At 64.0% G+C, this 12872-nt stretch carries 13 protein-coding genes; 7 read left to right on the top strand and 6 right to left on the bottom strand.

Annotated elements, in window-relative coordinates; translation table 11 throughout:
* Nucleotides 1-175 precede the first annotated feature (175 nt).
* The gene (gene carA / locus GWG65_RS07920) at nt 176-1366 is read right to left on the bottom strand and encodes a glutamine-hydrolyzing carbamoyl-phosphate synthase small subunit (protein ID WP_275194808.1); all 1191 of its coding nucleotides are present in this window, start codon (nt 1364-1366) and stop codon (nt 176-178) included.
* 232 nt (nt 1367-1598) lie between these two features.
* Here carA and GWG65_RS07915 point away from each other — a divergent pair, with 232 nt between their 5' ends.
* The 3 genes from GWG65_RS07915 to GWG65_RS07905 all read left to right on the top strand — a co-directional run bounded on the left by GWG65_RS07915 (nt 1599) and on the right by GWG65_RS07905 (nt 5222).
* The gene (locus tag GWG65_RS07915; protein ID WP_275194807.1) at nt 1599-2054 is read left to right on the top strand and encodes a GatB/YqeY domain-containing protein; all 456 of its coding nucleotides are present in this window, start codon (nt 1599-1601) and stop codon (nt 2052-2054) included.
* A 149-nt stretch (nt 2055-2203) separates the two neighbouring features.
* The gene (locus tag GWG65_RS07910) at nt 2204-3343 is read left to right on the top strand and encodes an epoxide hydrolase family protein (RefSeq protein ID WP_275194806.1); all 1140 of its coding nucleotides are present in this window, start codon (nt 2204-2206) and stop codon (nt 3341-3343) included.
* Nucleotides 3344-3611: 268 nt separating this feature from the next.
* A complete protein-coding gene (locus tag GWG65_RS07905) occupies nt 3612-5222 on the top strand; it encodes an acyl-CoA synthetase (RefSeq protein ID WP_275194805.1) in 1611 nt (536 codons plus the stop codon).
* 111 nt (nt 5223-5333) lie between these two features.
* Here GWG65_RS07905 and GWG65_RS07900 read toward each other — a convergent pair whose 3' ends face one another.
* Genes GWG65_RS07900 through GWG65_RS07890 form a run of 3 tightly spaced genes read right to left on the bottom strand, consistent with a single transcriptional unit; the run spans nt 5334 to nt 6620 of the window.
* Entirely contained in the window at nt 5334-5846 is a 513-nt protein-coding gene (locus GWG65_RS07900) for an SRPBCC family protein (protein ID WP_275194804.1), read from the bottom strand.
* Nucleotides 5843-6313 carry an SRPBCC family protein gene (locus tag GWG65_RS07895; protein WP_275194803.1) on the bottom strand — a complete coding sequence of 157 codons (471 nt, stop codon included), beginning with the start codon at nt 6311-6313 and terminating at the stop codon, nt 5843-5845. The genes GWG65_RS07900 and GWG65_RS07895 overlap by 4 nt, the downstream gene beginning before the upstream one ends.
* On the bottom strand, nt 6306-6620 hold the full coding sequence (locus tag GWG65_RS07890; protein WP_275194802.1) for a metalloregulator ArsR/SmtB family transcription factor: 315 nt from the start codon (nt 6618-6620) through the stop codon (nt 6306-6308). The genes GWG65_RS07895 and GWG65_RS07890 overlap by 8 nt, the downstream gene beginning before the upstream one ends.
* A 138-nt stretch (nt 6621-6758) precedes the next feature.
* Between GWG65_RS07890 and GWG65_RS07885 the strand changes: the two genes are divergently transcribed.
* On the top strand, nt 6759-7379 hold the full coding sequence (locus GWG65_RS07885; protein ID WP_275194801.1) for a LysE family translocator: 621 nt from the start codon (nt 6759-6761) through the stop codon (nt 7377-7379).
* Nucleotides 7380-7382: 3 nt separating this feature from the next.
* Here the strand turns inward: GWG65_RS07885 and GWG65_RS07880 are convergent, their stop codons facing one another.
* On the bottom strand, nt 7383-8186 hold the full coding sequence (locus GWG65_RS07880; protein WP_275194800.1) for an N-formylglutamate amidohydrolase: 804 nt from the start codon (nt 8184-8186) through the stop codon (nt 7383-7385).
* A 90-nt stretch (nt 8187-8276) separates the two neighbouring features.
* On the opposite strand from GWG65_RS07880, the gene GWG65_RS07875 reads away from it, so the two are divergent.
* Together GWG65_RS07875 and GWG65_RS07870 are read left to right on the top strand one after the other, a co-directional pair.
* A complete protein-coding gene (locus GWG65_RS07875; RefSeq protein WP_275194799.1) occupies nt 8277-9188 on the top strand; it encodes a transglutaminase family protein in 912 nt (303 codons plus the stop codon).
* Nucleotides 9189-9270: 82 nt separating this feature from the next.
* A complete protein-coding gene (locus GWG65_RS07870) occupies nt 9271-9669 on the top strand; it encodes a gamma-glutamylcyclotransferase family protein (protein WP_275194798.1) in 399 nt (132 codons plus the stop codon).
* Here the strand turns inward: GWG65_RS07870 and GWG65_RS07865 are convergent.
* Nucleotides 9666-10229 (bottom strand): chlorite dismutase family protein, encoded by a 564-nt coding sequence (locus GWG65_RS07865; protein ID WP_275194797.1) that lies wholly within the window; start codon nt 10227-10229, stop codon nt 9666-9668. The two genes, GWG65_RS07870 and GWG65_RS07865, sit on opposite strands and share 4 nt — an antisense overlap.
* Nucleotides 10230-10523: 294 nt before the next feature.
* Between GWG65_RS07865 and dnaG the strand changes: the two genes are divergently transcribed.
* Nucleotides 10524-12530: a DNA primase gene (dnaG, locus tag GWG65_RS07860; protein ID WP_275194796.1), complete on the top strand. Its 2007-nt coding sequence runs from the start codon at nt 10524-10526 to the stop codon at nt 12528-12530.
* Nucleotides 12531-12872: the final 342 nt, after the last annotated feature.

Raw genomic sequence — 12872 nt, 5'->3', positions numbered from 1 at the left:
TTAACGAGGGCAGTCGGCCAACGTTCCCCGTCATTCCGGGGCGACGCGCAGCGTCGAGCTATGATGCGCAATTGCGCATCATAGTTCGTGCTTCGCACGCCCCGGAATGACGAAAAAGCCCGGGACCATGCCCAGGCTTGATGGCGTGAGTACAGTTGAGTGGGGAGAGCGCGCCTTACGCGCTCTTCTTCTGCCGCATCAGGTCGGCGAACCGCTGGAACAGATAGTGCGAGTCGCGCGGGCCGGGTGAAGCTTCTGGGTGGTACTGCACCGAGAACACCGGCTTGCCGTCGAGCTGGATGCCGCAATTGGAGCCGTCAAACAGCGAGATGTGGGTCTGCGTCGCGCCCTTTGGCAGCGTGCTCTCGTCCACGGCAAAGCCGTGGTTCATCGAGGTGATCTCGACCTTGCCGGTGGTCTCGTCCTTCACCGGGTGATTGGCGCCGTGATGGCCCTGATGCATCTTCCTGGTCTTGGCGCCGACGGCGAGGCCGAGCATCTGGTGGCCGAGGCAAATGCCGAAGGTCGGCGTGCCCGATTTGATCACGTCCTGGATCACCGGCACGGCGTATTTGCCGGTCGCGGCCGGATCGCCCGGACCGTTGGACAAGAACACGCCGTCGGGCCTCATCGCCAGAATGTCTTCGGACGAGGTCGTCGCCGGCACCACCGTCACCTTGCAGCCGACGCCGGCGAGCAGGCGCAGAATGTTGCGCTTGATGCCGTAGTCGATGGCGACGACGTTGAACTCCGGGTTTTCCTGGCGGCCAAAGCCCTTGTCCCACAGCCAGGGCGTCTCGTCCCAGGTGAAGCGCTGGCCGGAGGTGACCATCGGCACGAGGTCCATGCCCTCGAGTCCCGGCCATTCGCGCGCCTCTTCCTTGAGGCCGTGCAGGTCGAACTCGCCGTCCCTGGCGTGCGCGATCACGGCGTTCGGCATGCCCTTGCTGCGGATCAGCGCGGTCAGCGCGCGGGTGTCGATGCCGGACAGGCCGATGATGCCGCGGGCCTTCAGCCATTGGTCGAGGTGCTTGGTGGCGCGGTAGTTCGAGGGATCGGTGATGGCGGTGCGCAGGATCACGCCGCGCGCGCCCGGCGTCGCGGCCATGTTCACCGTCTCGATGTCGTCCTCGTTGGTGCCGACATTGCCGATATGCGGGAAGGTGAAGGTGATGAGCTGGCCGGCATAGGAGGGATCGGTCAAGATCTCCTCATAGCCCGTCATCGCGGTGTTGAAGCAGACTTCACCGACGGCCTGGCCTTCGGCGCCGAGACCAAAGCCTTCGAGCACCGTGCCATCGGCGAGCACGAGGAGCGCGGTCGGTTTGTGGTTCGGCCAGGCGGGGTCGTTGTCATGTTGTGTCATGAGCCCGGTTCATAGTCTCCGCGGACGCCGCCGTCAAAGCGCAGATGCGCCGATTCACATGCGTTTTTGCATATTTGACAGGTCTCCTCGGGCACTTAAGCTGGAACTGGCAATTTTTTCGTAGTTTTAGGCGGCCGGTGGGAAACAATGAACCGGACCACGGCGGGTCCGGTATGGCCTCTTGCCTGCGAACGTCTTAGATCAGGCGCCATGGATTGAGAGGATCACGATCATGTTGCGCGATGACATCAACAATGCGGTCAAGGAGGCCATGAAGGCCAAGGAGGAGCGCAAGCTCTCCACGCTGCGCATGGTCAACTCGACCATCAAGAATGCCGACATCGAGGCGCGCGGCAGCGGCAAGCCGCCGCTGTCCGATGCCGACCTGCTCGGCGTGCTCCAGAAGATGATCAAGCAGCGTCAGGAGTCGGTCGAGCTCTACGACAAGGGCGGCCGCGCCGAGCTCGCCGCGCAGGAGCGCGAAGAGATCGCGGTGATCTCGGCTTACCTGCCGAAGCAGATGTCGGATGACGACGTCAAGAAGGCGATCTCGGGCGCCATCGCCGAGACCGGCGCAGCCGGCATGAAGGACATGGGCAAGGTGATCGCGATCCTGCGGGCGAAGTACGCCGGGCAGATGGATTTCGGCAAGGCCAGTGGCTTGGTGAAGGCTGCATTGACGGGCTAGGTCGTCATCCCGGGGCGATGCGAAGCGTCGAGCTATGATGCGCAATTGCGCATCTGAGAATCCATCGTGCCGCCGAATCCGTTGATCAATGGATTCCGGGTCCGCACTTCGCGCGCCCCGGAATGACGAAGAAACTGGGGAGGCAACCGATGGCCGGCGCCATAAAGCCCTTTCGCATCGACGTCAGCGACGACATTCTTGCCGATCTCAAGTCGCGCCTTGTCCGCACGCGCTGGCCCGAGGCGGAGCTGGTCGATGACTGGAGCCAGGGCGCGCCGCTGAAATGGATCCAGGAGATCTGCGGCCATTGGGCTGACGGCTACGACTGGCGGACGCGCGAGGCCAAGCTCAATCGCTTCGAGCAGTTCACCACCGAGATCGACGGGCTCGACATCCATTTCCTGCATGTCCGGTCGAAAGAACCGTCCGCGCTGCCGCTGATCATCACCCATGGCTGGCCCGGCTCGATCGTCGAATTCCAGAAAGTGATTGCACCGCTGGTCGATCCCGCCGCGCATGGTGGTCACCCGGCTGATGCCTTCCACGTCATCTGTCCTTCATTGCCGGGCTTTGGCTTCTCCGGAAAACCCAGGACGACTGGCTGGGGTGTCGACCGCATCGCCGCGACCTGGGCGAAGCTGATGGACCGGCTCGGCTATATCAGTTACGGCGCGCAGGGCGGGGACTGGGGCTCGGCGGTGACGACCTCGCTCGGCATGCAGGACGGCGAGCATTGCGCCGGTATTCACATCACGCTCGCCTTCAACGCCGCGCCGAAGGTCGAGGGCGAGCCGACGGCGGCTGAGAAACGTGCGCTCGCCGGACTCAAGCATTACGTCGATCTCGACTCCGGCTATTCCAAGCAGCAATCGACCCGTCCACAGACGCTCGGCTACGGCCTGACGGACTCGCCGAGCGGACAAGCGGCCTGGATTCTGGAAAAATTCTGGGCCTGGACCGATTGCGACGGCCATCCCGAGAATATCTTCACCAAGGACGAACTGCTCGACAACGTCATGCTGTATTGGGTGACGGAAACGGCGACCTCCTCCGCGCGGCTCTATTGGGAGAGCTTTGGCAAGCGCCGGACCACGCCGGTCGTGAAGGTGCCGACCGGGGTCGCCGTATTCCCCAAGGAGATCATCACGCCGGTGCGGCGCTGGATGGAGCCGAACTTCCACAACATCACCCACTGGAGCGAGATGGAGAAGGGCGGGCATTTTGCCGCCTTCGAGCAGCCGGAATTGTTCGTGCGGGATGTGAGGAAGTTCTTCGCGTCGGTGCGGTGAGCCTTCACCGTCATTCCGGGGCGCCCACAGGGCGAACCCGGAATCCATCGGTCCGCGGAAACCGTTGCACCATGGATTCTCAGATGCGCAATTGCGCATCCTAGCTCGATGCTCACGCGTCGCCCCGGAATGACTCCGCGGGGATAACTTCTGCGGTCCAGGACTTGTCCCAGGCATCCATGTCCTTAAACTGGCTGCCAAGCAAGAAGAACGTGGATGGCCGGAACAAGTCCCGCCATGACGCCGAGAACACGGAAACGGCCAAGCGATGCTCACCGAAGCCAAGACGTACGACGAACTTTATCGCAACTTTCGCTGGGATATCCCGGTGCGCTTCAACATGACCGAGGCCTGCTGCGATCGCCATGCCGACGGCACGGGACGTCTCGCGCTGGTCTACGTCGACGAGAACGGCGCGACCACGCGGACGTCCTTCGACGAGGTCGCCGAGATGTCGCGGCGCTTTGCCAACGTGCTGCGGGCGGACGGGCTGTCGCGCGGCGACCGCGTCGCGGTGTTCCTGTCGCAGTCGTTGGAATTGCCGATCGTGCACATGGCGGCGTTCCGCTCCGGGTTGATCTCGATCCCGCTATTTGCGCTGTTCGGTGAGGACGCGCTGGAATTCCGCCTGTCGAACTCGCAGGCCAAGGCAATCGTCACCGACGAAGCCGGCTGGGAGAAGCTTACAAAGATCCGCGATCGGCTGCCCTATCTGCAAGACATCTACGTCACGAGCGGCGCCGTTCACGCGGGCGCAAAACCGTTCTGGTCGGCGATCGAAACCGCCTCAGAGGACTTTGAGACGGTCGATACGTCGGCGGACGATCCCGCGCTGATCATCTACACCTCAGGCACGACCGGCAATCCAAAAGGCGCGCTGCACGCGCACCGCGTCGTGCTTGGCCATCTGCCCAACGTCGAGATGTGCCACAACTTCCTGCCGCGGCCCGGCGATCTCATGTGGACGCCGGCGGACTGGGCGTGGATCGGCGGCCTCGTCAACGGCCTGCTCGCATTCTGGTATCACGGCATCCCCTTGGTCGGCCACCGCGCGCGAAAATTCGAGCCGCAGGCGGCGATGCAGATGATGGCTGATCTCGGCGTCCGCAACGTCTTCCTGCCGCCGACTGCGCTGAAGCTAATGCGCCAGGCCGGCGTGAAGCATTCCGGCGTCAAGCTGCGCAGCATTTTTACCGGCGGTGAATCGCTCGGCGGCGAGCTTCTGGGCTGGGTGCGCGAGACCTTCGGCATCGATGCGCACGAGGTGTTCGGCCAGACCGAGTGCAACCTCGTGATCGGCAGCAACTCCAACCTGTTTCCGATCCGCCCCGGTTCGATGGGGAAGGCAACGCCGGGTTTCGACGTTCGCATCGTCAATGACAAGGGCGAGGAACTGCCGCGCGGGCAGCGCGGCATCATAGGCGTGCGTCAGCCCTGTCCGGTCACGATGATCGAATACTGGCGCAATCCGGAGGCGACGGCGAAAAAGTATGCCGGCGAGTTCCTGCTCACTGGCGATCTCGGCGTGCAGGATGAGGACGGCTATTTCTGGTACGTCAGCCGCGAGGACGACGTCATCACCACCGCCGGCTACCGCATCGGCCCGTCCGAGATCGAGCACACGCTGATGAAGCATCCCGCGGTGGCGATGGCCGCAGTGGTCGGCATTCCCGATCCGATCCGCACCGAATCGATCAAGGCGTGGATCGTGCTGCGTCCCGGCTTTGCCGGCAGCGACGCACTCGCGCGCGAGATCCAGGACTTCGTCAGGGTGCAACTCGCCGCCCACGAATATCCGCGCTTCGTCGAGTTCGCGGAGACACTGCCGATGACCGCAACCGGCAAGGTGCTGCGGAGGGAGTTACGCGCGAAGGGGTAGGGTGCTTCAACAAACGCCGTCATTGCGAGGAGCTCTTGCGACGAAGCAATCCAGAGTCTTTCCGCGGATAGATTACTGGATTGCCTCGCTTCGCTCGCAATGACGGGGCAGCTACGGCGTCTTGATCCCCATCGCTTTCAATGCCGCCAGCATCTGCGCCGGCGGCGCCATCTTGATCTGTGGCGCCTTGCCCGTCTCCAGCAAACTCTTCAGCCCCGACAGGATCGCGGGCCAGCCTTGCCGTCCGCCGGCGAGGATGTCGTCGCTGAGCGGCCGGTCGTGGCTCTCACTCATGGTGAGCCGGACCGCGTCGCCGACCGCCTCGATCTCATAGGTCACCAGCGTCGGACCGAGCTTTTCGATCAGCTCGGGCCAGTTGACGTTGAAAGTGACGGAAAGCCTCAGTGGCGGATCATATTCGAGGACTTCGCCGCTGATGTGCATGGCACCGTCGGGCGTACGCACGATAAACGCGCCGCCGAGCCGTGGCTTGACCTCCACGGCATTGCCGAAGAAATATTGTCGGCTGAACTCCGCCGAGGTCAGCGCCTCCCACACCTTCTCGGGCGTGGATGCGATGTAGATGGTGTAGACGGTGAGCGGCTTGAATTGGTCGAGGTTCATTTTGCGTCGAATCCCTTGTTGAGCGCCGAGCGCGGGATGGCGAGCACTTTGCCTCTTTCCAGGAGGCTCTTGAGCCCGGACAGGATCGCCGGCCAGCCGTTGGAAACGGCTCCGAGATACTTCCCACCTTCGACGAAGCCGTCATGCAGCACGGTCAAACGCACGAGCGAGCCGAACGGTTCGATGGTGAAGACCACACGCGAGATCGGTTCGCCGCGCAGTTCCTCGTACTTTTGGTGCTTGAAGCTGTAGGACAACCGTCGTGGCGGATCGGCTTCGAGGATTTCGCCGGAATCGGTGGTCTCGCCGTCCAGCAGCAGTGCGAAGGGGGAGCCGACCTTCCAGTCGGACCTGACCTCGGCGCCGAACCAGTATTGCTTGGTGAATTCGCTCGATGTCAGCGCCTCCCACAGCTTCTCCGGCGTGGTCTCGATATAGCTGACGTAGACAAATTCCGGTTTACTCATCGCGCTTCTCCAACTGGCGTTTCAACTCGCTGAGCGCGGCGAGCTTGCCGCGCTCGAATTTCCTGATCCAGCGTTCGCCGATCTGATGGATCGGCACCGGATTGAGATAGTGCAGCTTCTCGCGACCATGCTTGATGGCCGTGACCAGATTGGCTTCTTCCAGGATCGCAAGATGTTTTGTGACGGCCTGGCGCGTCATCGCGAGGCCTTCGCAGAGTTCGTTCAACGACTGTCCGTTGCGGGCGTGAAGCCTGTCCAGCAGCGACCGTCGGGATGCGTCGGCCAGCGCTTTGAAGACCTCGTCCATGGCCGGTATAATATGCAACCAAATGGTTGCCTGTCAAGCTGCAGCCTGAGAGATCGCGATGCCGCGCTAGTCGCAGCTTCCGTTCCCGGCCTTGCCATGCATTAATAGCCCGCAAACCGCCTTCAGCGAGTCTCCGCCATGATGTCCCTGCAAGCCTATCTTGCCTTTCTCGCCGCCTGCATTGCGCTGGCGCTGCTGCCTGGTCCGATCGTGACTCTCGTCATCGCCAACGGCCTGCGCCATGGCACCCGCGCGGCGCTGACCAATGTCGCGGGCGCGCAGGCGGGCCTTGCCATCGTCATCGGCATCGTCGCGGTCGGCCTGACCTCGTTGATGGCGACCATGGGCTACTGGTTCGACTGGGTGCGCTTTGCCGGCGCCGCCTATCTGGTCTGGCTCGGCATCAAGCTGATCTGGGCGCCGGTCGAAGGCGTCAATGTCGACCAGCCACCTCCGCCGCCGCGCGGCGGCTTCTTCCTGCAAGGTTTTCTGGTGCTGCTGTCGAACCCGAAGGTGCTGGTGTTCTTCGGCGCCTTCATTCCCCAGTTCATGGACATGAACCGCGACCACCTCCCGCAGGTCGCGCTGCTTGGGGCCACCTTCATGGTGACGGCGGCGATGACGGACGCGCTCTACGCCACCGCTGCCGGCCGCGCCCGAAAATTCTTCTCGGCCCGCCGCACACGCATGATGTCGCGCGTCTCCGGCGGCTTCATGATCGGCGGCGGCATCTGGCTGGCGCTGACCCGGGCGAAGTGAGGCCTACACCAGTCTCTCCGCCCGCAACTCCACCTCGATCTCCGCGAAAGTCCGCGCCAGCCGTTCGGCCCATTGCTGCTGGCCGGACTGGTCCGCGATCAAATCCTGGCGAATCTCGATGCCGGTGTTGACCAGGCCGCGGGCCTCGCCATGCACGGGGATTGTGTAGTCGGTGAGGTCGTTCACCGCATAGGGCTCGTTGTCGCCGACGACGAGATCGCCTTGGCTGCGCAGGTGCTTCAGCAGCAGGTGCGGCAGCACCGTGTCACGGTTGTAGAGAGCGCCGACGTGCCAGGGCCGCGCCACGCCGGCATAAACCTCTGTGAAACTGTGCAGCGACACCAGCACGGTCGGCCGCCTGTCGTGCAAACGTCCGTTGATCACGGCGTCGATGCGGTGGTGATAGGGCTCGAAGATCTCGCGCCGCCGCGCGTCGCGCTCGTGCTCCGAAATCCCCTCGTTGCGGGGGATCGCCGTGGCCTCGGAAATCACGGGGATTGAGCTCACGGTGCCCGGCGGGCGGTTGCAGTCGATCACCAGCCGCGAATAGCGCTGCGCGACCAGATGCGCACCCAGCATTTTTGCCAGCCGCTCGGCGACGCCGGCAATGCCGATGTCCCAGGCGATGTGCCGTTGCAGGTCGCCTTCGGCAACGCCGAGGTCGCCGAGCGCGCGCGGTAGCACCCGTCCGTGGTGATCCGAGGTGAGCAGGAAGGGCGACGCCCCTTCCGCATTCACCTCATGCACCGGCGGAATGTCGCCCTTGCCGAGGAGTTGATCCGTCGCGCCGGCTGTGTCTAAAGCCATCCTGATTGCCTATGGAAAAAGCAGCCGCCCCCAAAATTGGGCAGAATCGCTATAGATTGATCTGCCCAAAATCTCCATGATTGGCTGACGATGCCGCTGCTCACGATTCATCACAAGACCGAATATCGCTATAACCGCCCCGTGGCGTTCGGCGAACACAGGATCATGCTGCGTCCGCGCGACGGGCATGATCTGCGCGTGCTCGACTCTCAGCTCGATATCTCGCCCACACCGATGTCGCTGCACTGGATCCACGATGTGTTCGGAAATTCGGTCGCGATCGCCAATTTCGACGAGCGCGCGGACCGGCTGATCTTCGACTGGCACGTCACCGTCGAGCACAATCCGGTGGAGGAGTTCGCGCTGACGCCGGATGATCCGGCCTATTTCTACCCGTTCGCCTACGACGACGATGAATTTCCGGATCTCGTGCAATACACCACGCCGCAATATGCCGATCCGGACGGCGAGATCGCGGAGTGGGCGCGCGGCTTTCTGGACGAGGACGCGCCGACGCCGACCTACAAGATCCTCAGCGGCATGACCCACGGCATCCGCGAGCAGTTCAAGTACCGCAAGCGTCACGAGCTGGGCACCCAGCATCCGCTCGACACCTTGCAGTCGGGCACGGGGACCTGCCGGGACTACGCGCTGTTCATGATCGAGGCGCTGCGCCAGCTCGGCATCGCGGCGCGATTCGTCTCCGGCTACATCTTCGTGCCCGAGGATATCGAGCAGCGTCATGTCGGCGGCGGCTCGACGCATGCCTGGGTGCAGGTCTACCTGCCGAGTGCGGGCTGGATCGAGTTCGATCCGACCAACGGCATCGTCGGCACCCGCGACCTCATCCGCGTTGCGGTCGCCCGCGACCCGCGCCAGGCGATCCCGCTGCACGGCGTCTACATCGGCTCCGCCGGCGCGTTCGACGCCATGGACGTGAACATCAAGGTGGTCTCGGACGACCAGGACAGCGACCTGGATATGGAGGCAGAGGTTTCATAGAGATGCCTGGCCATCTTCCGGCGGGACGACGCCAAATGCGCGGCGCTGTCGTTCTACACAATTGACAGCAATAGATACCCAAATGACCTCCGATCGTCTCTTCGTCTACGGCACTCTGATGCGCGGCTTCGATCATCCGATCGCGCGGCTGCTCGCAGCCCATGCGGATTTCCTCGGGGACGCGACCTGCCGCGGCCGGCTCGTGCTGGTGAAGCACTATCCGGGACTGCTGCTGTCCGACGTGTCGTCCGAGCTCGTCCACGGCGAACTCTTCCGCCTGCGCGCCCCCGATGAGCTGCTGCGCGAGCTCGACATGTACGAGGCCTGCGGCGAGGGCTTTCCCGAGCCGACCGAATATCTGCGCGAACTGGTCGATGTGACGCGGCCGGACGGCGCCACTGAGAAGGCCTGGACCTACATCTACAACTGGCCCGTCGCCGATCTGCCGCTCATCGCGTCCGGCCGCTTTCTCGATCACTAGGCCGACAGCACTTCCTTCACCACCCGGACGTCGACCTCGCGCTCGACATAGGTCCATTCCTCGGTCTGCCGCAACATGGCCACCAATTCCTCGAACAGCGAGGCATGCGCGGGTGCGAATTCGAACCAGGTCAGGAAGTCGAAGGGCTCGCCGAGATCGCGGCAGTGATAGAGCTGGCGCGCGATGGCGGGCAGGAAGCGCAGGCTGCTGGCGATGTGGTGCGACTTGTCCTCGAAAATCCTGCGCCGCTCCTCCTGGGTCAGCTCCCACCAGGCTTGCGACTTGCGGATCGGGATCAGCGCCGCGCAGGTTGCCTCCAACCGGCCGAGCCCGGCCTGCACGGCGACGAGCTGCTGCTTCTCAGGCCGTTCGGTGTAGCGCAGCGTGCTCGGCACGCCCACCAGCCGCCAGGCATTGCGCGAGGGCACCAGCGGCAACGCGATCGCGTCGCTGTCGGTGACCGACAGCGCCGGCATGAAGGGCAGGGGCTCGCCCGTCACGGGCGAAATCGAGGTCACCCGCCAGCCCCCGCTCTGGCCGCCTCGAAACGTCCTGAACATGGCGACATGGAAGCGTGGAACCGGGCCGGGTTCAAGTGCTCTCTCCGCCCCGTCATTCCCGGGCGCCTCGGAGAGGCGAGCTATGATGCGCAATTGCGCATCTGAGAATCCATTTCTCCCGGCATTCCCGCGGCACGATGGATTCCGAGCTCGCGGCTTCGCCGCGCCTCGGAATGACGCGGCTGTGCACAGGTCGAATAACTCGGACAAGGCTGACATTCCTGACTTTTCAGGGCGCGCTTCCTATATGCCTAGCCGTTCGCCCCGACTCAGCCGGTCCGCTAGACTCACCCTATGCGCTTCACGCCCCAATTCCTCGACGAGCTGCGTGCCCGGCTTTCGGTCTCCGAAGTCGTGGGCAAGCGCGTCAAGCTGAAGAAGGCGGGGCGCGAGTGGAAGGGGCTGTCGCCGTTCCAGCAGGAGAAGACGCCGTCCTTCTACGTCAACGACCAGAAGGGATTTTATCACGACTTCTCCTCCGGCAAGCACGGCGACATCATCACCTTCGTGATGGAGACCGATGGCCTGCCGTTCGCCGAGGCCGTGGAGCGGCTCGCGAGCATGGCGGGACTGCCGCTGCCTGCGGTGACGCCGGATGCGGCGCGGCATGAGCAGCGGCGCAAGTCGCTGCACGACGTCATGGATCTCGCCGCGAAGTTCTTCGCCGAGACGCTGGCCTCGCGTCTCGGCGCCAAGGCGCGCGGCTATCTTGCTGACCGCGCGATCTCGCCGGCGACGCAATTGCAGTTCCGCATCGGTTACGCGCCGCCGCCACCCGAGCGCTTCGCGCTGAAGGAGCATCTCGGCAAGCTCGGTGTCTCCGTCGACGACATGGTCGAGACCGGGCTGCTGGTGGCCGGCGACGGCATTCCCGTGCCCTACGACCGCTTCCGCGACCGCGTGATGTTTCCGATCACGGATCTGCGCGGCCGCGTCATCGCCTTCGGCGGCCGCGCGCTGGAAAAGGAAGTTGCGGCAAAATATCTGAACTCGCCCGAGACGCCGCTCTTCCATAAGGGCGACAATCTCTACAATCACCAGACCGCACGCGCCGCCGCCCACAATGGCGCGCCGCTCGTTGTCGTCGAAGGCTATGTCGACGTCATCGCCATGGTGACGGCCGGCTTCTCCGGCACGGTCGCGCCGCTCGGCACGGCGCTGACCGAAAGTCAGCTCGCGTTGCTCTGGAAGATGGCGGATGAGCCGATCCTCTGCTTCGATGGCGACAAGGCCGGGCAGAAGGCGGCGTATCGCGCTGCGGACTTAGCCTTGCCGTTCCTGAGCCCGGGCAAGAGCCTGCGCTTTGCGCTGTTGCCGGAAGGGCAGGACCCCGACGATCTCGTCCGCTCCGGCGGCCGTGGCGCGATCGAGGAGGTGATCGCGGCTGCGCGGCCGCTCGCCGACATGATCTGGTCGCGCGAGCTCGAAGGCGGCAACTTCGCCACCCCCGAGCGCCGCGCCGCGCTGGAGGCGCGCATCAAGGAGCTCTCCAACGGCATCCGCGACGAGGTGGTGCGGCGGTATTACCGTCAGGATCTCGCCGAGCGGCTGCAGCGCACCTTTGCGCCGGAGGGCGGGCGCGGCGGCTTTGCCGGCCGGGGCAATTTCCGCTCAGGCAGCCAGGGCCGGCCGTTCCAGCCACGCGGCGGCGGGCAGACGAATCGATTCGGCGGCCAGGGGCGCCGCGGCGGGCCGGTCCCGCTCTCGATTCCATCGGGGCCTTATCAGGCGGCGAGCCCACAACTGGCCGCGAGCCCGATCATGAAGGGCCAACGCAGCGCCATTTCCCGCCGCGAAGCGCTGATCCTGCAAATCCTGATCAATCACCCATGGCTCCTGCACGAGCATCTGGAGGAGGTGGCCGCCCTCGAGCTGGCCCACCCCGAGGCCCACAAGCTGCGAGCCGCTATCATCGCCGCTTTCGCCAACGACCATCACCACAGCCCCGATCCGTCCGAGCAGGCCGAGAAGATGCGCTCCGACATCGAAAAGGGCGGGTTTTCTCAGCTTCTTCAAAGGGTTGAGAATGGCATCACGACCCAGGCGGTGTGGGGCGCCCGCGAAGGCGCGGCGCGGGACGACGTTCTCTCCACCTGGCACCAGCTCGTTGCCTTGCATCGGCAGTGGCATTCACTACTTAGAGAGCTGAAAGACGCCGAGCTGGCCTTGGGGGAGGATCCCAGCGAGGCCAACATGGCGTGGTTGCGTGACGTCAAGGCTCGGATAGGCGAAGTCGACGGCACCGAGGCCCTGATTGAGGGTTTTGGCGAGCTGTCGGGCCGGCTCCAGAAGAGCGTGTGATGAAAGAATCATGCGGACGGCTTCGGCCGGAACCGCTAAAAGACTCGCCAAATCCAAGGTTTGGCGGCAAAAACAGGGTTAATCGAGGCTTAACGGTCTTGTAGCACTTTGGGCCCCAGGCGGCCGCAGGCAGAACAGACGCGTCAGGAATAATCCGCGCAATCGCTGTTGGCACTTCACCTGCATCCGCTGCGACAAAGAGGCTCACGAAGCGTTAGGCAAATCCGGCGAGAGAACGGTCGGGGTGGCGGGAGTTATGCGCGCCGCCTTTTCCGTGTCGCGATCTGACGAAGCGAGAGCGTCGAGCAACAGGTTCAAGTGATTTCGGGCGGACGCGGCGAA

The organism is Bradyrhizobium sp. CSA207 (assembly GCF_029051685.1).
In the GTDB taxonomy this organism is placed as follows: domain Bacteria; phylum Pseudomonadota; class Alphaproteobacteria; order Rhizobiales; family Xanthobacteraceae; genus Bradyrhizobium.
Note: the sequence above shows the minus strand (reverse complement) of the source record. Positions and strands in the feature narration are given on the sequence as shown.